The organism is Enterobacter cloacae complex sp. IR5458 (assembly GCF_049238025.1).
Classification (GTDB): domain Bacteria; phylum Pseudomonadota; class Gammaproteobacteria; order Enterobacterales; family Enterobacteriaceae; genus Enterobacter; species Enterobacter kobei.
In genome coordinates this window covers 89126-113920 of the sequence record NZ_JBMKIF010000013.1, presented here as the reverse complement: position 1 = coordinate 113920, position 24795 = coordinate 89126, and the positions used below count along the sequence as shown (strand labels likewise).

General features: G+C 55.5%; 23 protein-coding genes. 16 read left to right on the top strand and 7 right to left on the bottom strand.

The window, feature by feature from the left end; all coding sequences use genetic code 11:
• Positions 1–166: 166 nt before the first annotated feature.
• The 6 genes from pgi (at position 167) to psiE (ending at position 6547) form a co-directional block, all read left to right on the top strand.
• Positions 167–1816, top strand: a complete 1650-nt coding sequence (pgi, locus tag ACOTYN_RS12900; RefSeq protein ID WP_071922698.1) for a glucose-6-phosphate isomerase — start codon at positions 167–169, stop codon at positions 1814–1816.
• 367 nt (positions 1817–2183) lie between these two features.
• Positions 2184–2426, top strand: coding sequence for an exopolysaccharide production protein YjbE (gene yjbE / locus ACOTYN_RS12895; RefSeq protein ID WP_003860341.1), 243 nt, complete (start codon positions 2184–2186; stop codon positions 2424–2426).
• A gap of 63 nt (positions 2427–2489) precedes the next feature.
• The gene (locus ACOTYN_RS12890) at positions 2490–3128 is read left to right on the top strand and encodes a YjbF family lipoprotein (RefSeq protein WP_014882097.1); all 639 of its coding nucleotides are present in this window, start codon (positions 2490–2492) and stop codon (positions 3126–3128) included.
• Positions 3125–3865 carry a capsule biosynthesis GfcC D2 domain-containing protein gene (locus tag ACOTYN_RS12885; protein ID WP_014882098.1) on the top strand — a complete coding sequence of 247 codons (741 nt, stop codon included), beginning with the start codon at positions 3125–3127 and terminating at the stop codon, positions 3863–3865. Before ACOTYN_RS12890 ends, ACOTYN_RS12885 begins: the two co-directional genes overlap by 4 nt.
• Positions 3862–5958: a YjbH domain-containing protein gene (locus tag ACOTYN_RS12880; protein WP_014882099.1), complete on the top strand. Its 2097-nt coding sequence runs from the start codon at positions 3862–3864 to the stop codon at positions 5956–5958. The genes ACOTYN_RS12885 and ACOTYN_RS12880 overlap by 4 nt, the downstream gene beginning before the upstream one ends.
• Before the next feature lie 178 nt (positions 5959–6136).
• Complete coding sequence (gene psiE, locus ACOTYN_RS12875) at positions 6137–6547, top strand: phosphate-starvation-inducible protein PsiE (RefSeq protein WP_000202963.1); 411 nt, start codon at positions 6137–6139, stop codon at positions 6545–6547.
• Positions 6548–6643: 96 nt separating this feature from the next.
• On the opposite strand, the gene malG is transcribed toward psiE, so the two are convergent.
• From malG to malE, 3 genes are all read right to left on the bottom strand, one after another.
• Entirely contained in the window at positions 6644–7534 is an 891-nt protein-coding gene (malG, locus tag ACOTYN_RS12870) for a maltose ABC transporter permease MalG (RefSeq protein WP_003860332.1), read from the bottom strand.
• A 14-nt stretch (positions 7535–7548) separates the two neighbouring features.
• A complete protein-coding gene (gene malF / locus ACOTYN_RS12865) occupies positions 7549–9093 on the bottom strand; it encodes a maltose ABC transporter permease MalF (protein ID WP_014882101.1) in 1545 nt (514 codons plus the stop codon).
• Positions 9094–9213: 120 nt separating this feature from the next.
• Positions 9214–10404 carry a maltose/maltodextrin ABC transporter substrate-binding protein MalE gene (malE, locus tag ACOTYN_RS12860; protein WP_023331781.1) on the bottom strand — a complete coding sequence of 397 codons (1191 nt, stop codon included), beginning with the start codon at positions 10402–10404 and terminating at the stop codon, positions 9214–9216.
• A 369-nt stretch (positions 10405–10773) separates the two neighbouring features.
• Between malE and malK the strand changes: the two genes are divergently transcribed.
• The 5 genes from malK (at position 10774) to ubiA (ending at position 15924) form a co-directional block, all read left to right on the top strand.
• Entirely contained in the window at positions 10774–11883 is a 1110-nt protein-coding gene (gene malK / locus ACOTYN_RS12855) for a maltose/maltodextrin ABC transporter ATP-binding protein MalK (protein ID WP_023331782.1), read from the top strand.
• 71 nt (positions 11884–11954) lie between these two features.
• Complete coding sequence (locus ACOTYN_RS12850; RefSeq protein ID WP_032637773.1) at positions 11955–13298, top strand: maltoporin; 1344 nt, start codon at positions 11955–11957, stop codon at positions 13296–13298.
• 112 nt (positions 13299–13410) lie between these two features.
• A complete protein-coding gene (gene malM, locus ACOTYN_RS12845; protein ID WP_047624993.1) occupies positions 13411–14364 on the top strand; it encodes a maltose operon protein MalM in 954 nt (317 codons plus the stop codon).
• A gap of 180 nt (positions 14365–14544) precedes the next feature.
• Positions 14545–15042: a chorismate lyase gene (gene ubiC / locus ACOTYN_RS12840; protein ID WP_014882105.1), complete on the top strand. Its 498-nt coding sequence runs from the start codon at positions 14545–14547 to the stop codon at positions 15040–15042.
• Between the two features lie 12 nt (positions 15043–15054).
• Positions 15055–15924, top strand: coding sequence for a 4-hydroxybenzoate octaprenyltransferase (ubiA, locus tag ACOTYN_RS12835; RefSeq protein ID WP_014882106.1), 870 nt, complete (start codon positions 15055–15057; stop codon positions 15922–15924).
• Between the two features lie 88 nt (positions 15925–16012).
• Here the strand turns inward: ubiA and zntA are convergent, their stop codons facing one another.
• Together zntA and ACOTYN_RS12825 are read right to left on the bottom strand one after the other, a co-directional pair.
• Complete coding sequence (zntA, locus tag ACOTYN_RS12830; RefSeq protein WP_332957870.1) at positions 16013–18184, bottom strand: Zn(II)/Cd(II)/Pb(II) translocating P-type ATPase ZntA; 2172 nt, start codon at positions 18182–18184, stop codon at positions 16013–16015.
• A gap of 76 nt (positions 18185–18260) precedes the next feature.
• A complete protein-coding gene (locus ACOTYN_RS12825) occupies positions 18261–18887 on the bottom strand; it encodes a lysoplasmalogenase (protein WP_014882108.1) in 627 nt (208 codons plus the stop codon).
• Between the two features lie 129 nt (positions 18888–19016).
• Between ACOTYN_RS12825 and ACOTYN_RS12820 the strand changes: the two genes are divergently transcribed.
• Complete coding sequence (locus tag ACOTYN_RS12820) at positions 19017–19373, top strand: DUF2500 domain-containing protein (protein ID WP_014882109.1); 357 nt, start codon at positions 19017–19019, stop codon at positions 19371–19373.
• Positions 19374–19433: 60 nt separating this feature from the next.
• Here the strand turns inward: ACOTYN_RS12820 and ACOTYN_RS12815 are convergent, their stop codons facing one another.
• Both ACOTYN_RS12815 and rsmD read right to left on the bottom strand, forming a co-directional pair.
• Positions 19434–19715, bottom strand: a complete 282-nt coding sequence (locus tag ACOTYN_RS12815; RefSeq protein WP_014882110.1) for a DUF1145 family protein — start codon at positions 19713–19715, stop codon at positions 19434–19436.
• A complete protein-coding gene (gene rsmD, locus ACOTYN_RS12810) occupies positions 19699–20301 on the bottom strand; it encodes a 16S rRNA (guanine(966)-N(2))-methyltransferase (RefSeq protein ID WP_045135381.1) in 603 nt (200 codons plus the stop codon). The genes ACOTYN_RS12815 and rsmD overlap by 17 nt, the downstream gene beginning before the upstream one ends.
• A gap of 127 nt (positions 20302–20428) precedes the next feature.
• On the opposite strand from rsmD, the gene ftsY reads away from it, so the two are divergent.
• From ftsY to rpoH, 4 genes are all read left to right on the top strand, one after another.
• The gene (ftsY, locus tag ACOTYN_RS12805; protein ID WP_071922695.1) at positions 20429–21895 is read left to right on the top strand and encodes a signal recognition particle-docking protein FtsY; all 1467 of its coding nucleotides are present in this window, start codon (positions 20429–20431) and stop codon (positions 21893–21895) included.
• A 2-nt stretch (positions 21896–21897) separates the two neighbouring features.
• Positions 21898–22569: a cell division ATP-binding protein FtsE gene (gene ftsE / locus ACOTYN_RS12800; RefSeq protein ID WP_014882113.1), complete on the top strand. Its 672-nt coding sequence runs from the start codon at positions 21898–21900 to the stop codon at positions 22567–22569.
• The gene (ftsX, locus tag ACOTYN_RS12795) at positions 22556–23611 is read left to right on the top strand and encodes a permease-like cell division protein FtsX (RefSeq protein ID WP_023331786.1); all 1056 of its coding nucleotides are present in this window, start codon (positions 22556–22558) and stop codon (positions 23609–23611) included. The genes ftsE and ftsX overlap by 14 nt, the downstream gene beginning before the upstream one ends.
• Positions 23612–23862: 251 nt before the next feature.
• Positions 23863–24720: an RNA polymerase sigma factor RpoH gene (gene rpoH / locus ACOTYN_RS12790; protein ID WP_014882115.1), complete on the top strand. Its 858-nt coding sequence runs from the start codon at positions 23863–23865 to the stop codon at positions 24718–24720.
• Positions 24721–24795: the final 75 nt, after the last annotated feature.

Here is a 24795-nt window from a genome sequence, read left to right as displayed (position 1 = left end):
CCGACAATTCGCCGCCCGGGAGGGCACTTCAGCAGCTATACTTTTCGGGTCTTTTCACCTGTGTTTGATGCAGGCCAGGGCAATGGCATAAAAACCATCACAATTTTTATTTGCAGGCGCTACAATCGACCGCAGTCACAATTCTCAAATCAGAAGAGTATTGCTAATGAAAAACATCAACCCAACGCAGACCGCTGCCTGGCAGGCACTCCAGAAACATTTTGATGAAATGAAAGACGTCACCATCGCGGATCTGTTCGAGAAAGATGCCGATCGTTTCGCTAAGTTCTCCGCGACCTTCGACGACCTGATGCTGGTGGATTTTTCCAAAAACCGCATTACCGAAGAGACGCTGGCAAAGCTGCAGGATCTGGCAAAAGAGACTCAGCTTGCCGACGCTATCAAGTCCATGTTCTCCGGCGAGAAAATCAACCGCACCGAAGACCGTGCTGTGCTGCACGTGGCCCTGCGTAACCGTAGCAATACGCCAATCATCGTTGACGGCAAAGATGTGATGCCGGAAGTGAACGCGGTGCTGGAAAAGATGAAAGCTTTCTCCGAAGCGATCATCTCCGGTAGCTGGAAAGGCTATACCGGTAAAGCGATCACCGACGTGGTAAACATCGGCATCGGCGGTTCTGACCTGGGTCCGTTCATGGTGACCGAAGCGCTGCGTCCGTACAAAAACCACCTCAACATGCATTTCGTGTCTAACGTCGATGGTACTCACATCGCCGAAGTGCTGAAGAACGTGAACCCGGAAACCACCCTGTTCCTGGTGGCGTCTAAAACCTTCACCACCCAGGAAACCATGACCAACGCCCACAGCGCGCGTGACTGGTTCCTGAAAACCGCGGGCGACAACAAGCACGTGGCGAAACACTTTGCGGCGCTGTCCACCAATGGTAAAGCGGTTGGCGAGTTCGGTATCGACACCGCGAACATGTTCGAGTTCTGGGACTGGGTTGGCGGCCGTTACTCTCTGTGGTCTGCCATCGGTTTGTCCATCATTCTGTCCGTAGGCTTCGATAACTTCGTTGAACTGCTCTCCGGCGCGCACGCGATGGATAAACACTTCTCCACCACCGCACCTGAGAAAAACCTGCCGGTGCTGCTGGCGCTGATTGGTATCTGGTACAACAACTTCTTTGGCGCTGAAACCGAAGCGATCCTGCCGTACGACCAGTACATGCATCGCTTTGCGGCCTACTTCCAGCAGGGCAATATGGAATCCAACGGTAAGTACGTTGACCGTAACGGCAACGCGGTGGATTACCAGACGGGTCCAATCATCTGGGGTGAGCCGGGCACTAACGGCCAGCACGCGTTCTACCAGCTGATCCACCAGGGAACCAAAATGGTACCGTGCGATTTCATCGCCCCGGCTATTACCCATAACCCGCTGTCTGACCACCATCCAAAACTGCTGTCTAACTTCTTCGCCCAGACTGAAGCGCTGGCGTTCGGTAAATCCCGCGAGGTGGTTGAGCAGGAGTATCGCGATCAGGGTAAAGATCCGGCCACGCTGGACCACGTTGTGCCGTTCAAAGTGTTTGAAGGCAACCGCCCAACCAACTCCATCCTGCTGCGTGAAATCACCCCGTTCAGCCTGGGGGCGCTGATTGCGCTGTACGAGCACAAGATCTTTACTCAGGGTGCCATCCTGAACATCTTCACCTTTGACCAGTGGGGCGTTGAACTGGGCAAACAGCTTGCAAACCGCATTCTGCCAGAGCTGGGTGACGATAAAGCGATCACCAGCCACGACAGCTCGACCAATGGTTTGATTAACCGCTATAAAGCTTGGCGCGCGTAATTAAAACATCATGAAAATGTGCCGGCGAAATGCCGGCATTTTTTTATCGGATAATTCCTGATGTCTGTTAGTTAACTCAAATTCTGGATGTGAGTTTAATCCGAAAAAGACGGTTAACCCGTTAATTGCTGCGGTTTATTTTAAGAAAATACGTAGAAGTAAGATAATGGGCTTATATTATAAATTATTGATTTTTAGTGATTATATATTTTAATTATTTGCTTTTCATTTCGATTTTATCCATTAGTCCGAAAACCCATTCCCTATTTCCCCTCACGGTAATCCCGCTGCTTTAGTTGTGTATACTCGATTCCGCCTGAATTTCTTTTCGGGCAAATCTCCATTCATTCATTGAAGGGAAATTGTTATGAAGAAAGTACTGTATGGCATTTTTGCCATATCTGCACTTGCGGCGACATCTGTCTATGCAGCTCCGGTCCAGGTCGGGGAAGCAGCAGGGTCGGCAGCGACGTCTGCGTCTGCGGGAAGCTCTACCGCAGCCAGCACCAGCGCCGTAAGTTCAGCCGTGGGTGTCGCGCTGGCGGCAACCGGTGGCGGTGATGGCTCCAATACCGGAACCACGACCACTACGACAACCAGCACCCAGTAAGACCGGGTGTTTTAATCATAACCACACTTCGGTGTGGTTATTTCGCCCCTTCGGAGAAGAGTCGTGAAGCGACCTGCAATCATTCTGATTTGCCTGCTGTTGCAGGCGTGCTCAGCCACCACCAAAGGGCTGGGTCATTCACTGTGGGACAGCCTGTTCGGTACGCCGGGCGTGCAATTGACCGATGACGAACTTCAGAACATGCCCTACGCCAGCCAGTACATGCAGCTTAATGATGGCCCGCAACTGTTTGTGGTGCTCGCTTTCGATGAAAACGGGCAGCAGAAATGGGTGACGCAGGATCAGGCCACCATCGTGACGCAGCATGGCCGTATCGTGAAAACCCTGCTCGGGGGCGACAACCTGCTTGAGGTGAACAATATCGCGGCCGATCCGCTGATCAAGCCGAACCAGATTACCGACGGCGCTGGCTGGACGCGCACGATGGGCTGGACTGAACACAAGCAGGTGCGTTACGCCACGGCGCATTCCACCTTCCGCTGGGATGGCACCGACAGTGTGAAAGTAGGGAGCGATGAAACCCAGGTACGCGTGCTGGATGAAGAGGTAACAACCGACCAGGCCACCTGGCATAACCGCTTCTGGATCGACGAGGAAGGGCAAATCCGTCAGTCCCTGCAGTATCTCGGTGCCGGTTTCTTCCCGGTGAAAACCACGCTGATCAAGGCCGCAAAATCATGAAAACAATTATCCGCGTTGCGCTAATTGCGAGCCTTGCAACCCCTGCGGCATGGTCTGCAGGAACGGTGAAGGTCTACACGGCGGACAACGAGAAACCCAAAACGTTAACCAACGCTGAACATCTGCTCGATCTCGTCGGGCAGCCGAGGCTTGCCAACAGCTGGTGGCCGGGGGCGGTGATCGGCGAGCGTCAGGCAACGATTAAGGCAGAGCAAGAACATCTTGCACTGCTTGCCCGTCTGACAGGTCTGGCGGCGCAGGAAGACGGTGACGATGCCGCAGCAATCAATAGCATTCGCCAGCAGCTTCAGGCGCTGAAGGTGACTGGCCGCCAGAAGGTGAATCTTGATCCCGATGAAGTACGCGTCACGGAAAAGGGCAACCCAACCCTTGAAGGGGAGTACACCCTCTGGCTGCCCGTAAAACCGACGACGGTGACCGTGATGGGGCTTGTCAGCAGCCCGGGTAAAAAGCCCTTTACGCCAGGTCGCGACGTGGTGAGCTATCTCGACGAGCAAAGCCTGCTGAGCGGTGCCGATAACAGCTACGCCTGGGTCGTTTACCCTGACGGGCACACGCAAAAAGCGCCGGTAGCTTACTGGAATAAACGCCATATCGAGCCCATGCCTGGCAGCATCATTTTTGTCGGTTTTGCCGACCATTTCTGGACGAAGGCATATGACGGGCTTAACGCCGATATCCTTCACTCCCTGACACAGCGGATACCGGAAGAATGAAAAAAACCTATCTCTACAGCATGCTGGCGCTCTGTGTAAGCGCCGCCTGTCATGCAGAAACGTATCCGGCACCCATTGGCCCGTCTCAGTCAGACTTCGGCGGCGTCGGTTTACTGCAAACGCCCACCGCGCGCATGGCGCGTGAAGGGGAAATCAGTCTGAACTACCGCGATAACGACCAGTACCGCTACTATTCCGCCTCGGTACAGCTTTTCCCGTGGCTTGAAACCACGCTGCGCTACACCGATGTGCGAACGAAACAGTACAGCAGCGTCGAGGCGTTCTCTGGCGACCAGACTTACAAAGATAAAGCCTTCGACCTCAAGCTGCGCCTGTGGGAAGAGAGCTACTGGATGCCGCAGGTGTCCGTGGGGGCCAAAGATATCGGCGGGACCGGCCTGTTTGATGCGGAATACATTGTGGCCAGCAAGGCCTGGGGGCCGTTCGACTTCTCGCTTGGCCTGGGATGGGGCTATCTCGGTACCAGCGGTAACGTCAAAAACCCGTTCTGCACCTACAGCGATAAATATTGCTACCGCGATAACAGTTACCAGAAAGCGGGTTCCATCAACGGCGACCAGATGTTCCATGGCCCGGCCTCGCTGTTCGGTGGCGTGGAATACCAGACCCCCTGGCAGCCATTGCGCCTGAAGCTGGAGTACGAAGGAAACGACTACTCTCAGGATTTCGCCGGGAAGATTGAGCAGAAGAGCAAGTTTAACGTCGGCGCCATTTATCGCGTCACCGACTGGGCCGACGTTAACCTCAGCTACGAGCGCGGTAATACCGTGATGTTTGGTTTCACGCTGCGCACCAACTTTAACGACATGCGGCCACACTACAATGATAACGCGCGGCCAGCCTACCAGCCGGAGCCGCAGGATGCGATTCTGCAGCACTCCGTGGTGGCAAATCAGCTGACGCTGCTGAAATACAATGCCGGTCTGGCGGATCCGAAGATTCAGACCAAGGGCGACACGCTTTACGTCACTGGCGAGCAGGTGAAATACCGCGACTCGCGGGAAGGGATCGAACGCGCCAACCGGATCGTCATGAACGATCTCCCGGACGGGATCCGCACGATCCGCGTGACCGAGAACCGCCTGAACCTGCCGCAGGTGACGACGGAAACGGACGTTGCCAGCCTCAAGCGCCATCTCGAAGGCGAGCCGCTCGGGCATGAAACCGAGCTGGTGCAAAAACGCGTTGAGCCGGTCGTGCCAGACACCACCGAGCAAGGCTGGTATATCGACAAGTCGCGCTTTGATTTCCATATCGATCCGGTGCTGAACCAGTCCGTTGGCGGACCGGAAAACTTCTACATGTATCAGCTGGGCGCAATGGCGACGGCAGATCTGTGGGTCACCGACCATCTGCTGACTACCGGTAGCCTGTTCGGCAATATCGCCAACAACTACGACAAATTTAACTACACCAACCCGCCGAACGATTCAAAACTGCCGCGCGTAAGAACTCGCGTTCGTGAATACGTGCAGAACGATGTCTACGTGAATAACCTGCAGGCCAACTACTTCCAGTACTTCGGCAACGGTTTCTACGGCCAGGTGTACGGCGGATATCTGGAAACCATGTTCGGTGGCGCAGGGGCAGAGGTGCTTTACCGTCCTGTCGACAGCAACTGGGCATTTGGGATTGATGCTAACTACGTGAAACAGCGTGACTGGCGCAGCGCGCAGGACATGATGAAGTTCACCGACTACAGCGTCAAAACGGGCCATCTGACCGCCTACTGGACACCATCATTCGCGCAGGACGTACTGGTGAAAGCCAGCGTCGGCCAGTATCTGGCGGGCGACAAGGGTGGCACGCTGGATATCTCCAAACATTTCGACAGCGGCGTCGTGGTGGGCGGTTATGCCACCATCACCAACGTCTCGCCGGACGAGTACGGGGAAGGGGACTTCACTAAAGGGGTCTATGTGTCGATTCCGCTGGATCTCTTCTCGTCAGGCCCAACCCGCAGCCGTGCGGCAGTGGGCTGGACACCGCTGACGCGCGACGGGGGCCAGCAGCTTGGGCGTAAGTTCCAGCTGTATGACATGACCAGCGATAAGAACGTTAACTTCCGTTGATGCTTGTTTGCCCGGTGGCGCTGCGCTTACCGGGCCTACGAGAGTGTTTTTGTAGGCCGGGCAAACGCAGTGCCGACCGGCAAGAATGCTAATGCGGACAAAACATAAACAAAAAATATAGATCCCCGTCACATTTTTGCGTTATACAGGAACCTCGCCCTGGAGAATGAGGTGCTGTATGACATCCCTGACTCGCCCGCGCGTTGAGTTTATCTCAACGATCCTCCAGACCGTGCTAAATCTCGGTCTGCTAAGCCTTGGTCTGATTCTGGTCGTCTTCCTTGGCAAAGAGACGGTGCATCTGGCGGATGTGCTGTTCGCCCCTGAACAAACCAGCAAATATGCGCTGGTGGAAGGCCTGGTGGTCTACTTTCTCTACTTCGAGTTTATTGCCCTGATTGTGAAGTACTTTCAGTCGGGCTTTCACTTCCCGCTGCGCTATTTTGTCTACATTGGGATCACCGCGATTGTGCGGCTGATCATCGTCGATCATAAATCCCCCCTCGACGTGCTGATCTACTCGGCGGCGATCCTGCTGCTGGTGATCACCCTCTGGCTGTGTAACTCGAAGCGGCTGAAACGGGAATAAAAAAATGGCGCTCCGAAGAGCGCCTAACAACAGTCACAAGTTGGGTCAATACAATACGTCTAAAGTTGAGGGTTGCAGTGGCATAACAAATGAAACTTAACCTTTCACACCGCCCGCCGTCAGGCCGTTAACCAGCCAGCGCTGGGCCAGTAGGAACACCACGGTAATCGGGATGGCAGAGAGTACAGCCGCCGCAGCAAAGTCGCCCCACAGGTAGTTTTGCGGGTTGAGGTATTGCTGCATACCCACGGCCAGGGTGTAACTGTTCACGTCGCGCAGTAACAGAGAGGCGACCGGTACTTCGGTGATCGCAGCGATAAACGACAGGATAAACACCACCGCCAGGATAGGTACCGACAGCGGCAGCAGCACCAGACGGAAGGCCTGCCACGGAGTAGCGCCATCCAGCGCGGCCGCCTCTTCCAGCGAACCGTCGATGGTTTCGAAATACCCTTTGATGGTCCACACATGCAGGGCGATACCGCCAAGATAGGCGAAGATCACGCCGCCGTGGGTGTTCAGGCCGATAAACGGCACGTACTGACCCAGACGGTCAAACAGGGCATACAACGCGACCAGCGACAGCACGGCCGGGAACATCTGGAAAATGAGCATGCCTTTCAGCAGCGTCGCTTTGCCCGGGAAACGCATACGGGCGAAGGCGTAAGCACAGGTGGTGGAGAGCGTGACAATACCGATTGCGGTAATGGTCGCCACTTTCACCGAGTTCCACAGCCACAGCAGCACCGGGAACGGCGGAGGAGTTACGCGTCCATCCGCATGCTCCACGCTGAAGCCCAGCGCTAGCTTCCAGTGCTCCCAGGAGATTTCGTCCGGGATGAGACTCCCGGTCGCGAAGTTACCCGAACGCAGGGAGATAGCGATAACCATCAGCAGCGGGAACATGATTGCCGCGATGAAAATCAGCAGGCCTAAGTGTGTCGCCAGGAGGCGCAATTTCTGAGATTTGGGTTGTACCATAGCCATGATCGATGCCCTCCTTAGTCAAATTTCATACGTGTGGCTTTCAGGTTCACAATCGCCAGGGCACCAACCAGCAGGAAGATCAGGGTGGCAATGGCTGCTGCCAGACCGAAGTCCTGTCCGCCGCCGCCTTCGAAGGCGATACGGTAGGTGTAGCTCACAAGCAGGTCGGTATAGCCTGCCGGCGTAGTGGTGCCGAGACGGTCCGGGCCACCGTTGGTCAACAGCTGAATCAGCACGAAGTTGTTAAAGTTAAAGGCAAAGCTGGCGATCATCAGCGGGGTCAGCGGCTTAATGAGCAGCGGCAGCGTAATTTTAAAGAAGTTCTGGAACGGACCCGCGCCGTCCATCGCTGAAGCTTCGTACAGATCGTCCGGGATAGCCTTCAGCAGGCCCATGCACAGGATCATCATGTACGGGTAGCCCAGCCAGGTGTTCACGATAATAATCATCGAGCGGGCGGTGGTTGGGTCGCTGAACCAGGCCGGTTTGATACCGAACAGCGCGCTCAGCATCATGTTGATTTCACCGAAGCTCTGGTTAAACAGCCCTTTGAAAATCAGAATCGAGATAAACGACGGCACGGCATACGGCAGAATCAGCAGCACGCGGTAAATCGCTTTGCCTTTCAGGGATTCCCACTGCACGAGACAGGCCAGCACCATGCCCACGGCCACGGTCAGGATCACGGTGAGCACCGAGAAAATCACCGTCCAGACGAAGATGGCGAAGAAAGGTTTCTGGATGCCTTCGTCGGTGAACACGCGGGTAAAGTTATCCCAGCCGATGGTAACGGTATAACCCGGGCTGAGTTTGTCATCACCCCATTTGCCGTCGGCAGTAATGGACTGATAGAAACCAATGTCGTTGTTCGGGCGATACTTCACGCCGCTCTGATTGTTAGTCAGCGTGCCGTCTTTTGCCAGGGTATAGAGCGGCTGAGTGCCGGAGAACTGGCGCAGCGAGCTCATGGTCACTTTGCTTTCATCTGGCAGCACGGCGGTGAGCTGGGTCAACGCCTGGCGATTCTGGGTAATGATACGCAGGTTAGCACGTTCACCTTCCGGCAGGGCCGCAGCCTCTTTTAAGGCCAGCTTCTGCTCGCCGCCAAATTTAAACGCGTCGGAAATATAGTTTTTGCCGCTCTCACCGTCAGTGAGCGCTAACTTCCATTCGTCACCCGCAGGATACAGGCCGAAATTAAAGGTTTTTCCCGCCTGATAGGAACGGTCCAGAAGCACCTGTTGGGCGCGTTCCTGCGCAAGCTGGTTGGTGCTGCTGTAGTTGGTGAATGCAATGGCGATGGTACAGATCAGTGGGAACAGGACAAACAGCCCCATCCCGGCCACGCCAGGGTAAACATAGCGCCAGGCATAGGCTTTACGGTTGGCGAAAATATACAGGCCAGCAGAGCTTAAGATCAGCGTCATGATGGCAAAGAGATATTCCCCTTGTACGTACATTAAAACAACAAGGTAACCCACCAGCAGACACAGCAGACCTATCACTGACCATTTCAGCGCGTCGCTTTGCCACCAGTGCTTCTTTTTAATGACATCCATGGGGTTCTTCCTCTACAACGGTGGAAACTTTTCGTCAGGTGGCGCGGCGCTTACCTGACCTACGGATCGTGCCGTAGTCGTAGGGCGGGTAAGCGCACGCGCCACCCGCCGTTTTTCTGCTTACTTAGTAATACGACCCTGCGCATCCTTCAGCGCGGCATCAACAGTCTGACGACCGCTTGCTGCGTTGATGACTGCAGTACGGGTGGCGTACCAGAACGCTGCCATCTGTGGGATGTTCGGCATGATTTCGCCTTTCTGGGCGTTATCCATAGTGGCCGCGATGCGTGGATCTTTCGCCAGCTGATCCTGGAAGGATTTCAGCGCCACGGCGCCCAGCGGTTTATCCTTGTTCACTTCATCCAGACCCTGATCGGTCAGCAGGTAGTTTTCCAGGAACTCTTTCGCCAGCTCTTTGTTCGGGCTGGCGGCGTTGATACCCGCACTCAGCACGCCAACGAACGGTTTAGACGGCTTGCCGTTGAAGGTTGGCAGCAGCGTTACGCCGTAGTTGATTTTGCTCTTATCGATGTTGGTCCAGGCCCACGGACCGTTGATGGTCATCGCGGTTTCGCCTTTGTTGAACGCCGCTTCCGCGATGGAGTAATCGGTATCCGCGTTCATGTGTTTGTTCTTGATCAGGTCAACCAGGAAGGTCAGGCCTTTTTTCGCGCCTGCGTTATCCACGCCCACGTCTTTCACGTCATATTTGCCGTTTTCAAACTTGAACGCGTAACCGCCGTCGGCAGCAATCAGCGGCCAAGTGAAGTACGGCTCTTGCAGGTTGAACATCAGAGCGGATTTACCTTTCGCCTTCAGCTCTTTATCCAGTTTCGGGATCTCTTCCCAGGTTTTCGGTGGGTTTGGTACCAGGTCTTTGTTGTAAATCAGAGACAGGGCTTCAACTGCGATAGGGTAAGCGATCAGCTTGCCGTTGTAGCGAACGGCATCCCAGGTGAACGGGAAGAGTTTGTCCTGGAACGCTTTGTCTGGGGTGACTTCAGCCAGCAGGCCAGACTGCGCGTAGCCGCCGAAACGGTCATGCGCCCAGAAGATGATGTCCGGGCCGTCGCCGGTTGCTGCAACCTGCGGGAATTTCTCTTCCAGTTTGTCCGGATGTTCTACGGTAACTTTGATACCGGTGTCTTTCTCGAATTTTTTGCCCACTTCGGCCAGGCCGTTATAGCCTTTGTCGCCGTTAATCCAGATAACCAGCTTGCCTTCTTCAATTTTGGCGAGCGCCGGTGCGGAAACCATCATTGCTGCAAGGGCGGACAATGCGAAAACGCGTGCGCCAGTCTTGATATTCATATCTGCCATCCTTTTGGTGATGTCTCGTAGTATGACTTCAGTGGTTCAACGTGAATCAGTCTCCTTATTTGACATCCTCTTTCCATCCTCCCAACCCCTACGCCCCACCCCCCGTTTGTGTGATCTCCGTTGCATAAATTTAAGTTATGAGTGCTGGCGCACATAAAAACCCACCGAATTTTGCAGGCGGCTTCACGAATTTCGCCTCAGCCCCCCGGCTGCGGTCGCAGAGCCTGCTCTCTCATCCTCCCGCCTCCTCCCCCATAAAAAAGCCGGGGGGTGGAGGATTCGTGAAAGTTATAGATACCCCATAGTGAACTTATGTTGAATGTTTCTGTCGGTGACAGGTTGTAACGAAGGGAGAAGGGCATGGCGAGCGTACAGCTGCGTAATGTAACGAAAGCCTGGGGCGACGTAGTGGTGTCAAAAGACATCAATCTGGACATCACTGAAGGTGAGTTTGTGGTGTTTGTCGGCCCATCAGGCTGTGGTAAATCTACTCTGCTGCGTATGATTGCCGGTCTTGAAACCATCACCAGCGGCGACCTGCTGATCGGTGATACCCGAATGAACGACATCCCGCCTGCCGAACGTGGCGTCGGTATGGTGTTCCAGTCTTATGCACTTTATCCCCATCTTTCCGTTGCCGAGAACATGTCCTTTGGCCTGAAGCTGGCCGGCGCGAAGAAAGACGTGATTAACCAGCGCGTCACCCAGGTGGCGGAAGTATTACAGCTGGCGCACCTGCTGGAGCGTAAACCGAAAGCGCTTTCCGGTGGTCAGCGTCAGCGTGTGGCGATTGGCCGTACGCTGGTGGCCGAACCGCGCGTCTTCCTGCTCGACGAACCCCTTTCTAACCTGGATGCCGCCCTGCGCGTTCAGATGCGTATCGAAATCTCCCGTCTGCACAAACGTCTTGGCCGCACGATGATTTACGTCACCCACGATCAGGTCGAAGCGATGACGCTGGCCGACAAAATCGTGGTGCTGGATGCCGGTCGCGTGGCGCAGGTGGGTAAACCGCTGGAGCTCTATCACTACCCGGCAGACCGCTTTGTTGCAGGCTTTATTGGCTCGCCAAAGATGAACTTCCTGCCGGTTAAAGTGACTGCAACGGCCATTGAACAGGTACAGGTGGAGCTACCAAACCGCCAGCAAGTCTGGCTGCCGGTGGACAGCGCCAACGTACAGGTCGGGGCAAACATGTCCCTCGGTATCCGCCCTGAGCATCTCCTGCCGAGCCACATTGCCGATGTGACGCTGGAAGGTGAGGTTCAGGTCGTTGAACAGCTTGGTCACGAAACACAGATTCATATCCAGATCCCCGCCATTCGTCAGAACCTGGTTTACCGCCAGAATGACGTGGTGTTGGTAGAAGAGGGTGCCACATTCGCTATCGGCTTGCCGCCAGAGCGTTGCCATCTGTTCCGTGAGGATGGCACTGCATGTCGTCGGTTGCATAAAGAGCCAGGCGTTTAAGCAATCCCAAAAGAAGACACGAAACCGACAGGTGAAGTGTTCAAAGAAAAGCAATGATCTCAGGAGATAGAATGATGATTACTCTGCGCAAACTTCCTCTGGCAGTTGCCGTCGCAGCGGGCGTAATGTCTGCTCAGGCAATGGCCGTGGATTTCCATGGTTATGCTCGTTCCGGTATCGGCTGGACGGGGAGTGGCGGTGAACAACAGTGCTTCCAGGCAACCGGTGCTCAAAGTAAATACCGTCTTGGTAACGAATGTGAAACCTATGCGGAATTGAAGCTGGGCCAGGAAGTGTGGAAAGAAGGCGACAAGAGCTTCTACTTCGACACCAACGTAGCGTATTCCGTAGCACAGCAGAACGACTGGGAAGCCACTGACCCGGCGTTCCGTGAAGCCAACGTGCAGGGTAAAAACCTGATCGAATGGCTGCCAGGTTCCACCATCTGGGCTGGTAAGCGCTTCTATCAGCGTCATGACGTTCACATGATCGACTTCTACTACTGGGATATCTCTGGTCCTGGTGCGGGTCTGGAAAATATCGACGTAGGTTTCGGTAAACTTTCTCTGGCAGCAACCCGCTCTTCTGAATCAGGCGGTTCTTCCTCCTTCGCCAGCAACAGTATTTATGATTACACCACCCGCACCGCGAACGACGTCTTTGACGTGCGTTTAGCGCAGATGGAAGTTAACCCAGGCGGCACCCTTGAGCTGGGCGTTGACTATGGCCGTGCTAACCCACGTGATGACTATCGTCTGGTTGACGGTGCGTCTAAAGACGGCTGGATGTTCACCGCTGAACACACCCAGAGCATGCTGAAAGGCTACAACAAGTTTGTGGTTCAGTACGCCACTGACTCAATGACCTCTCAGGGTAAAGGCCTGTCTCAAGGTTCTGGCGTAGGCATTGATGGCAATACCGGTTTTGCCTATGACATCAACAACAACGGCAGCCTGCTGCGTATCCTTGACCACGGTGCAATCTCTCTGGGCGATCGTTGGGACCTGATGTACGTCGGTATGTATCAGGATATCGACTGGGATAACAACAACGGCACCAAGTGGTGGACTGTAGGTGTTCGTCCAATGTTCAAATGGACACCAATCATGAGCACCTTGCTGGAAGTGGGCTACGACAACGTCAAATCCCAGGAAACTGGCGAAACCAACAACCAGTACAAAATCACCCTGGCGCAACAGTGGCAGGCTGGCGACAGCATCTGGTCTCGTCCTGCTATCCGCGTCTTCGCAACCTATGCGAAGTGGGATGAGAAGTGGGGCTATGACTACAACGGTAACCCAGCGAATAACCCTAACTTCGGTAAAGCGGTTAAAGATGGCTTCAACGGTGGTTCCTTCGGTCGTGGCGACAACGACGAGTGGTCCTTCGGCGCCCAGATGGAAATCTGGTGGTAATCCCGTCTTAATCTGACGTAATGACCAAACTGAGGGGCGCAAGCCCCTCAATCCTTGGGACGGCGCGCTATTGCCTGGCTACCGCTGACCTGTGCATTTTGAGGTGATAACAATGAAAATGAACAAAACTCTTCTTGCCCTTTGTTTATCCGCAGGGCTGCTGGCAAGCGCGCCTGCTGTCACGCTCGCTAACGTGAACTTCGTTCCGCAGAATACAACATCTGCACCAGCCATTCCGGCGGCGACACTGCAACAGCTGGTCTGGACGCCTGTCGATCAGTCTAAAACCCAGACCACCCAGCTCTCAACGGGCGGACAAACGATTAATGTTCCGGGTATTAGCGGCCCGGTCGCTGCGTATAGCGTACCCGCCAATATCGGTGAACTCGCTATTACCTTGACCAGTGAAGTCAACAAGCAAACAAGCGTATTTGCGCCAAATGTGCTGATTCTTGATCAGAACATGACGCCATCCGCCTTTTTCCCAAGCGAATACTTTACTTATCAGGAGCCTGGCGTGATGAGCGCCGATCGTCTGGAAGGTGTCATGCGTCTTACGCCTGCGCTGGGACAGCAAAAACTCTACGTGCTGGTCTTTACCACTGAGCAAGATCTGCAGAAAACCACCACGCTGCTTGACCCGGCCAAAGCCTATGCGAAGGGCACCGGCAACGCCGTACCTGATATTCCAGACCCGATTGCACGCCACGTCACCGACGGAACGCTAAAGCTGAAGGTGAAAACGAACAGCGGTTCCAGCGTGCTGGTCGGCCCGCTGTTTGGCTCCTCCGGTAACGGCCCGGTAACCGTGGGTAATACCGCCGCACCTGCCTATACCGCACCAGTTGCCACCGCAGCCGCACCGGTAGCAGCCGCTGCACCAGCACCGGCGAAGAAAGCTGAGCCGGTACTGAACGACACCGAAGAATACTTCAACAACGCTATTAAGCAGGCGGTGAAGCGCGGCGATGTCGATAAAGCGCTGAAACTGCTTGATGAAGCCGAACGTTTAGGTTCAACCACTGCCCGTTCCACCTTTATCAGCAGTGTAAAAGGCAAGGGGTAACCGTTTCCCCACAGTGCTGATTTGTCAGTAGTTTAGTGCGCCTGAGTGGGCGCACTTTTTTTCGTGTCCGCCAGGCTGTTGCATCCATGTTGCGATCGTGATCGTTAAATAACGTTTGGCCCCCCTCAATCCGTGTTTCTGCGATACAATGCCATTACGTTATGTATCGGAGAGTCTGGCATGTCACACCCCGCGCTAACGCAACTGCGTGCGCTGCGCTATTTCGACCAAATACCTGCGCTTGATCCGCAGCAACTGGACTGGTTGCTGCTGGAAGATTCCATGACGAAACGTTTTGAACAGCAAGGTAAAACGGTCACGGTGACCCTGATACAGGAAGGGTTTGTCTCCGGCGATGAGATCGCCAGCGAGCTGCCGCTGCTGCCGCAAGAGGAACGCTACTGGCTGCGCGAAATTTTGCTCTGTGCCGATGGTGAGCCCTGGCTTGCCGGACGGACGGTAGTGCCCGAGTCCACCCTTTCCGGGCCTGAGCTGGCGCTGCAGCGGCTGGGGAAAACCCCGCTGGGACGTTATCTTTTTACCTCATCTGAGCTGACCCGGGATTTTATTGAGATTGGGCGTGATGCCGAACTGTGGGGACGCCGTTCCCGCCTTCGCCTGAGCGGTAAGCCGTTAATCCTGACGGAACTTTTTTTACCGGCATCACCGTTGTACTAAGAGGAAGAAAAAATGGAGTGGAGCCTAACGCAGAATAAGCTGTTGGCGTATCACCGCTTAATGCGTACTGATAAACCTATTGGCGCGTTACTGCTGCTGTGGCCGACCTTATGGGCGCTGTGGGTTGCAACGCCGGGCGTACCGCCGCTATGGATCCTGGGCGTATTTGTCGCCGGTGTCTGGTTGATGCGCGCGGCGGGCTGCGTGGTGAATGACTATGCCGATCGTAAATTCGACGGCCATGTAAAGCGGACAGCCAACCGTCCGTTACCCAGCGGCCAGGTGACCGGAAAAGAAGCCCGCGTGCTGTTCCTCGTACTGGTGCTGCTCTCATTCCTGCTGGTGTTAACGCTGAACACCATGACAATTCTGCTTTCCGTCGCTGCGCTCGCGCTGGCCTGGGTTTATCCGTTCATGAAGCGCTATACCCATCTGCCTCAGGTTGTGTTGGGCGCGGCATTTGGCTGGTCGATTCCGATGGCGTTTGCGGCGGTGAGTGAATCCCTACCGCTCAGCTGCTGGCTGATGTTCCTGGCGAATATTCTCTGGGCCGTGGCGTATGACACGCAATACGCGATGGTAGACCGCGACGATGACCTGAAAATTGGTATTAAATCGACCGCCATTCTCTTTGGACGTCAGGACAAACTGATCATCGGCATTTTACAGGTCGCGGTACTGGCACTGATGGTCGCGATTGGCCGTCTGAACGGGCTGAACTGGGAGTTTTACTGGTCGGTGCTGGTGGCGGGATTGCTGTTTGCTTACCAGCAAAAGCTGATTGCCAAACGCGAACGTGAAGCCTGCTTTAAAGCGTTTTTGAATAATAACTATGTCGGGCTGGTGCTGTTTTTAGGCCTGGCGATGAGCTATTTCTTATAAAAAAGTCGGGTGGCGGCTTCGCCTTACCCGACCTACGATCTGGCAGAACATGTAGGCCCGGTAAGCGTTAGCGCCACCGGGCGTTTTTTTATCGACGACGCAACAGCCTGAGCGCGTTCGCCGTCACCAGCACCGTTGCCCCCGTATCCGCCAGCACTGCCAGCCACAGCCCGGTCATGCCGAGCAGCGTCGTCACCAGGAAAATCCCCTTCAGTCCGAGCGCAATCCCGATGTTCTGGCGGATATTGGCTCGCGTCGCCCGCGCCAGGCCGATCATCTCTGCCAGCCCGGTCAGACGGTTATGCGTCAGCGCCGCGTCTGCCGTCTCCAGCGCCACGTCGGTGCCGCTTCCCATCGCAATGCCTATGGTGGATGCTTTCATCGCTGGTGCATCGTTAATGCCGTCTCCGACCATCGCGAGCGGGGCGTGGCTGTTCAGTTCGGTTACCGCACTGACCTTATCGGCGGGCAGCAATCCAGCTTTAAATTCCAGTCCCAGTTCACCCGCAATGGCTGACGCCGCACGTGGGTTATCCCCGGTCAGGATCACGCCCTGCACGCCCAGCTGATGCAGCGCCGCTACGGCTTCCTTCGCGTCATCACGCAGGGTATCGCGCAGCGCCAGCATCCCTTTCGTCACGCCGTCCTGCATAACAACCACGACAGTTTGCCCGGCCTGCTCTAACGCCTGAACCTGTGCGGAAGGGGAGTGACCCGCCGCGACAATCAGGACCTTTTTACCGTCGACGTTGGCCTCAATCCCAGACCCGACCAGCGCGCGCTGGGCGGTGGCCGCCGGAATCGGTAATCCGCGAGCCTGCGCTTCCCGCACAATGGCTTGCGCCAGCGGGTGGGTGGAACCCTGTTCGACGGCGGCGGCTAAGGTAAGCAGTTCATCTTCAGCGATATCCTGCGGATAAATGCCGGTCACCTGGGGTTTGCCGACGGTTAACGTGCCGGTTTTGTCGAAGGCGATATGCTGAACCTGGCTCAGCTGCTCCAGCGCCGCGCCGCCTTTAATCAGCGCCCCGCGACGTGCCGCTGCCGCCAGACCGGAGGTGATCGCCGCTGGCGTGGAGATCACCAGCGCGCACGGGCAGCCAATCAGCAGCAGGGTCAGACCTTTATAAATCCAGCCCTCCCAGGGCGCGCCAAAGAACAGCGGTGGAACGAGCGTAACCAGCAGAGCAATCAGCATAATGGCGGGCGTGTAAATCCGGCTAAAGCGATCGATAAAACGCTCGACGGGGGCACGACGCTCTTCAGCTTCTTCAATCAGCTTCAGGATACGGTCGATGGCGCTGTCGCCGGGCCCGGAAAGCACCTCAAGCTGCACCAGGCGGTCAACGCTGGTGGCGCCTGCAGGCACTTTTTCTCCCGCGGTACGCTCAACCGGAATGGATTCCCCTGTCAGGGCGCTTTCATCAAAGCTTGCGGTGGCGCTAAGCAGTGCGCCATCGGCAGGCAAGCGCCCCCCTGCGGCGACTTCAATGACGTCGCCCGGGCGCAGCGTGCTGATGGCGACCGTTTCACGTTTGCCTTCGTTAACCCGCGTCGCGGTTTCCGGCTTCAGTGCCATCAACGCGCTCACCCCTTTACGCGCGCGGCTGGCGGCCCAGCCCTCAAGTCGTTCGCCGATCAGGAACAGCAGCAGAACCATCGCCGCTTCCGCCGTCGCGCCGATAAACAGCGCGCCGATCGCCGCCACGCTCATCAGCGTTTCGATGGCGAACCAGCTGCCGCTTCTCATCAGACGTAATGCCTGGCGGGCAATCGGAAACAGTCCGACCAGCGTGGTGGCGATAAACGCCAGGTTGCCAAACGGATGGTTGATCCGTTCCAGACTCCAGCTCAGGGCCATCATGATGATGAGGGTAATGAGCGGCAGATTTTCTTTCAGGGAGGCGGTCTTTTCGACAGGGGCTGTTTCGCTGCGCAGGGTGTATCCCGCCTTGCTGACGGCGGCTTCAACCTGCTTACTGACATCCTTGTCGGCGCTGACTAACAGCTTTTCGGTCGCAAAAAGCACCTGAACGTGGCTGACGCCCGGCACCTGTTTGACCGCATTTTCCACTTTACGTGCGCAGGCTGCGCAGTCCATACCGTTGACGGCCCAGCTGTAGCGATTACCGCTTTCGGGCAGCGCGTCGGCTTGCGTTTCGCAGCTCCCCTCGCAGCAGCAGTCCTCTTTTGGCGGAACCGGGCTGAGCTTAAGTGCCGAAAATTGTGGGATTTTTTTAGGTGTTTCTGGAGTCGACATGGCAGTCTCCGGTAATGATAATTTTCTCATTAACCGCAGCATACACTCTGGAGTCGACTCCAGAGTCAAGCGTTATTTAGATATACAGCGAACGCACAATCAGGAAGTGCCCGGCAAAGTAGCAGGCGGAAGCAATCGCGTTGTCGGCGCGGAAGCGACGGCGATAGTGGCTGCCCAGCCAGACGATATTACCGAGTAAGAGCAGTGCTGCGCCGAAGAACGCAGACATCGCCTGAGACGTCGGGCGGAAGAACCAGAGCTCGCCAGCGAGCCACACCATCACCAGCGTCATGGCGATAAATGTACAGACCGGCAAACGCATCTCTTCCAGACGCGACCAGATCACCGCTATCAGCAGTGCGCCAATCACCAGCAGCACCAGCGGCAGCGGCCAGAAGAAGGAGAGCGTCATCTGGCTGGCGAAGTAGATGGTATACAGCAGATGCGACAGGAAAAACGCCCCAACGGCATACAGCAGACGCTGACGCGGGAGCAGGGTTAGGGCATCGCCAATCAGGGACGCGCACAGCCCGGCGAGAACCAGGTAGCTGATGGCGTTAAACATCGGCGCTTGCCAGGCAAGCAGCAGAAGGAGCAACAGCGTGACGGGTTTAAACAACCAGCGCTGCCAGGCTGGGCCACGGTAGGACGCATCAACATAAAGCCATGCGGAAAAACAGACAGCGATAAATGACCAAAGCATATTAACTCCCTGTAACTGTTAAGGCTGAATAATCAGTTTCTGATCCAGTGTAGTGACGCGGGCGGGCGTTTGGCAATGCCGGGGCAGGCGAGGTATCCTGAATTCCGCATAATCTGATGGGATGTTCCAATGAGCAAGATGCCGCTGTTTTTCATTATCGTGGTAGCGATTATCGTCATTGCCGCCTCGTTTCGCTTCGTGCAGCAGCGCCGGGAAAAGGCGGATAACGATGCCGCACCGCTGATGCAAAAGCGGGTGGTGGTGAGCAATAAGCGCGAGAAAGCCCTCAACGACCGACGCTCTCGCCAACAGCAGGTTACGCCTGCAGGCGCGACGATGCGCTATGAAGCCAGCTTTAAGCCGGAAACCGGCGGGCTGGAGATGACTTTCCGCCTGGAGGCGCAGCAGTACCACCAGTTGACGGTGGGTGAGAAAGGAATGCTGAGCTACAAAGGGTCGCGGTTTGAAGGTTTTAGGGCGGAATAATGCGCGATCGGTCCCCTCTCCCGGTGGGAGAGGGTTAGGGTGAGGGCATCAGGCCGCACCCTACTTCTTCACCTGCGCCTTAAACTTCTTCATCCACACCAGCAACTCAAACACGCCGAAAATAAATACCCGCAGTTGCTGCCAGCCGGTCATCGGCGGGCCATCTTTTGGCAGGCCGTTTTTCAGCATTACCATCTGCAGGGCGTGCATGAACGAGGTGAAAATCAGCGCCACGTTAACGAAGATGTTCAACGGGCGCGGGAACGGGTGCACCAGATTCAAAATCAAAAATGCCCAGACGCCCAGCATCAGCAAACGTCCCAGGTTAATCAGTACCGGCATCAGAGCCTCCTTGTACCTGACGGTGATAAAGACGATAAGCGACCTGACCGGCAACCTTTTCGCGGTGCAGATCCCAGTGCGCGGGCACTGGCGGAAGACCGTTTTCCACTTCGCTTTCAACGTAAATTAATGCGTCATCCGCCAGCCAGCCGTTTTGTTCCAGCAGGGATAACGTCTCTTCCAGCAGCCCCTTGCGGAACGGCGGATCGACAAACACCACCTGATGCGGCGTGCCTTTCTGCGCGAGGAAGCTCAGGGTATTGGTGTTTACGACTTTGGCGTTACTCGCTTTGAGCGTCGCCAGATTTTGCTGCAGCGTCTGTGCCACGCCGCGCTCCATCTCCAGCAGCGTGGCGCTGGCGGCGTAGCGCGACAACGCTTCGAGCCCTAATGCACCGCTGCCGGCGAAGCAGTCCAGGCAGTGGGCATCTACCATTGACGGGGCGAGCCAGTTAAACAGCGTCTCGCGAACGCGGTCGGTTGTCGGGCGTAAACCGGGGCTGTCCGGCACCGGTAATTTCCGGCCTCGCCACTGACCGCCGATAATTCGAATTTGACCGGCCGGGGCGCGGGTGGGTTTCTTCATCTCTGGAAAGCTCTGTTAACCATTGCCCTGCGATTGCGGGCGGTGATGTCAATTAAGTAAAGTGTTAGACTATTTCATCATTTTTTTAGCTTCCCTGTATATAGCGCCGCGAGGAGTGTAGTCGCAGATGGCAAAACAAAAAAAACGTGGCTTCTTTTCCTGGTTGGGTTTCGGTGAAAAAGAGCAAGAAACAGAACAGAAAACCGAAGAACAACAGGTTGTAGAAGAGCAGTCACAGCCTGAGACGCCTGTAGAAACCGCTGCGGTTATCGAAGCGGAAGAACCTGTCCACAGCAAAGAAGAGATTGAATCGTTTGCTGAAGAGGTGGTTGAAGTCACTGAACAGGTTCAGGAGAGCGAGAAGCCAGAACCGGTTGTGCCCGAAGCCGTTACCGACGCACCGCAGGCTGTTATCGAACATGAAGAGCTGCCGCTGCCGGAAGAGGTTAAAGCCGAAGAGGTATCTGCAGAAGAGTGGCAGGCCGAAGCGGAAACCGTTGAAATTGTTGAGGCGGTGGAAGAAGAGGCGGCGCTTGAGCCAGAGCTGACCGACGACGAGCTGGAAGCCCAGGCGCTGGCGGTGGAAGCGGCTGAAGACGCGGTTATCGTCGTGCCGGTGGAAGAGCAGGAGCAGGCTGAAGAAGAGATCGTTCAGGAGCAGGAAAAACCGACCAAAGAAGGTTTCTTTGCCCGTCTGAAGCGCAGCCTGTTAAAAACCAAAGAAAATCTGGGTTCCGGATTTATCAGTCTGTTCCGCGGCAAGAAGATCGACGACGATCTCTTTGAAGAGCTGGAAGAGCAACTGCTGATCGCTGACGTGGGGGTGGAAACCACCCGTAAAATCATCGCCAGCCTGACCGAAGGGGCAAGCCGCAAACAGCTGCGCGATGCCGAGGCACTGTACGGCCTGCTGAAAGACGAGATGGGTGAAATTCTCGCAAAAGTTGATGAACCGCTTAATATTGAAGGCAAAACGCCATTTGTTATTCTGATGGTGGGTGTTAACGGCGTGGGTAAAACCACGACTATCGGCAAGCTGGCGCGTCAGTTCGAGCAGCAGGGCAAATCGGTGATGCTGGCGGCGGGCGATACCTTCCGTGCGGCGGCGGTTGAGCAGCTGCAGGTGTGGGGCCAGCGGAACAACATTCCGGTGATTGCCCAGCATACCGGCGCGGATTCCGCGTCCGTGATTTTTGATGCCATTCAGGCGGCGAAGTCCCGTAACGTGGACGTGCTGATTGCTGACACCGCAGGGCGTTTGCAGAACAAATCGCACCTGATGGAAGAGTTGAAGAAAATCGTCCGCGTCATGAAGAAGCTGGACGAAGATGCACCGCATGAAATTATGCTGACTATCGACGCCAGCACCGGACAGAACGCCGTTAGCCAGGCGAAGCTGTTCAATGAAGCGGTAGGATTGACCGGGATCGCACTGACCAAGCTGGACGGCACCGCGAAAGGCGGGGTGATCTTCTCCGTAGCCGACCAGTTCGGCATTCCTATCCGCTACATCGGTGTGGGCGAGCGTATTGAGGATTTGCGTCCGTTTAAAGCGGACGACTTTATTGAGGCACTATTTGCCCGAGAGGACTAACAATGATTCGCTTTGAACACGTCAGCAAGGCCTATCTCGGTGGGAGACAAGCGCTGCAGGGAGTCACATTCCACCTGCAGCCAGGCGAGATGGCATTCCTGACCGGCCATTCCGGCGCGGGGAAAAGTACTCTGCTCAAGCTTATCTGTGGGATCGAACGGCCAAGCGCCGGGAAAATCTGGTTCAGCGGCCATGATATTAGCCGTCTTAAGAACCGTGAAGTGCCGTTCCTGCGTCGTCAGATCGGCATGATTTTCCAGGATCACCATCTGCTGATGGATCGCACCGTTTTCGATAACGTCGCTATCCCGCTGATTATTGCCGGTGCCAGCTATGATGATATCCGTCGTCGCGTCTCTGCGGCACTGGATAAGGTTGGGCTGCTGGACAAAGCGAAGAACTTCCCGATCCAGCTCTCCGGCGGTGAACAGCAGCGTGTGGGCATCGCCCGTGCGGTGGTGAACAAGCCGGCCGTACTGCTGGCGGATGAACCCACAGGTAACCTGGACGATGCGCTCTCCGAAGGGATTTTGCGTCTGTTTGAGGAATTCAACCGCGTTGGGGTCACAGTATTGATGGCGACGCACGATATCGGGCTGATTTCCCGTCGTTCGTACCGCATGCTGACTCTGAGCGATGGACATTTGCACGGAGGCCATGGTGAACAAGCGTGATGCAATGAACCAGATTCGGCAGTTCGGGAACCGGTTTGACCGTTTCCGTAAGCCGCAGGGTGGCGGTGATGGCAATCGTAACGCACCTAAGCGCCAGAAAGCGGCGCCAAAGCCGGCTTCGCGCAAAACCAACGTGTTTAACGAGCAGGTGCGCTACGCTTTCCACGGCGCGTTGCAGGATCTGAAAAGCAAACCGCTGGCAACGTTCCTGACGGTGATGGTCATCGCCATCTCCCTGACGCTGCCAAGCGTCTGCTACATGGTTTATAAGAACGTGAACCAGGCGGCGTCCCAGTATTATCCGTCGCCGCAGATCACCGTTTATCTGGATAAAGCGCTCGACGATAACGCGGCGGCGCAGGTGGTCGGGCAAATCCAGGCCGAGCAGGGCGTGGAGAAGGTCAACTATCTTTCCCGTGAAGAAGCGCTGGGCGAGTTTCGCAACTGGTCCGGTTTTGGCGGCGCGCTGGATATGCTCGAAGAGAACCCGTTACCTGCGGTGGCGGTGGTGATCCCGAAGCTCGATTTCCAGGGAACCGATTCGCTAAATACGTTACGCGATCGCATCTCCCGGATTAACGGAATTGATGAAGTGCGCATGGACGACAGCTGGTTTGCCCGTCTTGCCGCGCTGACCGGGCTGGTGGGACGTGTGTCGGCGATGATCGGCGTACTGATGGTGGCCGCGGTGTTCCTCGTCATTGGTAACAGCGTGCGCCTGAGCATTTTTGCTCGCCGCGATACCATTAACGTGCAGAAACTGATTGGCGCGACGGATGGCTTCATCCTTCGTCCGTTCCTCTATGGCGGCGCATTGCTCGGTTTTTCTGGGGCATTTCTTTCACTGATTTTGTCAGAAATTTTGGTGATGCGTTTGTCATCGGCCGTGACGGAAGTGGCGCAGGTTTTCGGAACTAAGTTTGATATCAGTGGCTTAGGCTTTGACGAGTGCCTGTTATTACTGCTGGTTTGCTCGATGATTGGTTGGGTGGCAGCCTGGCTGGCGACCGTTCAACATTTACGCCACTTTACTCCCGACTAATAAAAGCGTGATATAATCTTTCCCTGCACCGAGATGTTCGCTCTGCAGGGAAAGCGTCCCTGTTGTCTCTTCCCCTGTTATCATCTCCATGTCACATTTTGTGCGTAATTTATTCACTGTTGCACCTGGAACTTGTGGATAAAATCACTGTCTGATAAAAGAGTGAATGCTAATCTCGTTGCTCAAACGCTTTGGCATGGTTGTTGCCTGACGGGGACAACCTGGACCAGAAGAAACATTGAGAGGAATGAATGACCAAAGAAATGCAAACTTTAGCTTTAGCCCCTGTTGGTAACCTGGAATCTTACATCCGGGCTGCGAACACCTGGCCGATGTTAACGGCCGAGGAAGAAAAGGAGCTTGCTGAAAAGCTGCATTACCAGGGCGATCTGGAAGCAGCGAAAAAGCTGATCCTGTCTCACCTGCGCTTTGTTGTTCACATTGCTCGTAATTACGCGGGCTATGGCCTGCCGCAGGCGGACTTGATTCAGGAAGGTAACATCGGTCTGATGAAGGCTGTACGTCGCTTTAACCCGGAAGTGGGTGTGCGACTGGTCTCCTTCGCCGTACACTGGATCAAAGCAGAAATTCATGAATACGTGCTGCGCAACTGGCGTATCGTGAAAGTCGCCACGACAAAAGCGCAACGTAAACTGTTCTTCAACCTGCGTAAAACCAAGCAGCGTCTGGGCTGGTTCAATCAGGATGAAGTGGAAATGGTGGCGCGCGAGCTGGGTGTATCCAGCAAAGATGTGCGTGAGATGGAATCCCGTATGGCCGCGCAGGACATGACGTTTGATATGTCCTCCGACGACGACGGCTCTGACAGCCAGCCAATGGCCCCGGTTCTGTATCTGCAGGATAAAACCTCCAACTTTGCTGACGGCATTGAAGAGGATAACTGGGAAGATCAGGCCGCGAATAAGCTCACCCATGCGATGGAAGGCCTCGACGAACGTAGTCAGGATATTATCCGTGCCCGCTGGCTGGACGAAGACAACAAGTCCACGTTGCAGGAACTGGCCGACCGCTACGGCGTCTCTGCTGAACGTGTGCGTCAGCTTGAAAAGAACGCCATGAAAAAACTTCGCGCCGCTATCGAAGCGTAATTTCTGCGAAGTACACTGAGAACCCCTGGATGAGAGTCCGGGGGTTTTGTTTTTTTAGCGCCCGCTCTGGCGAAT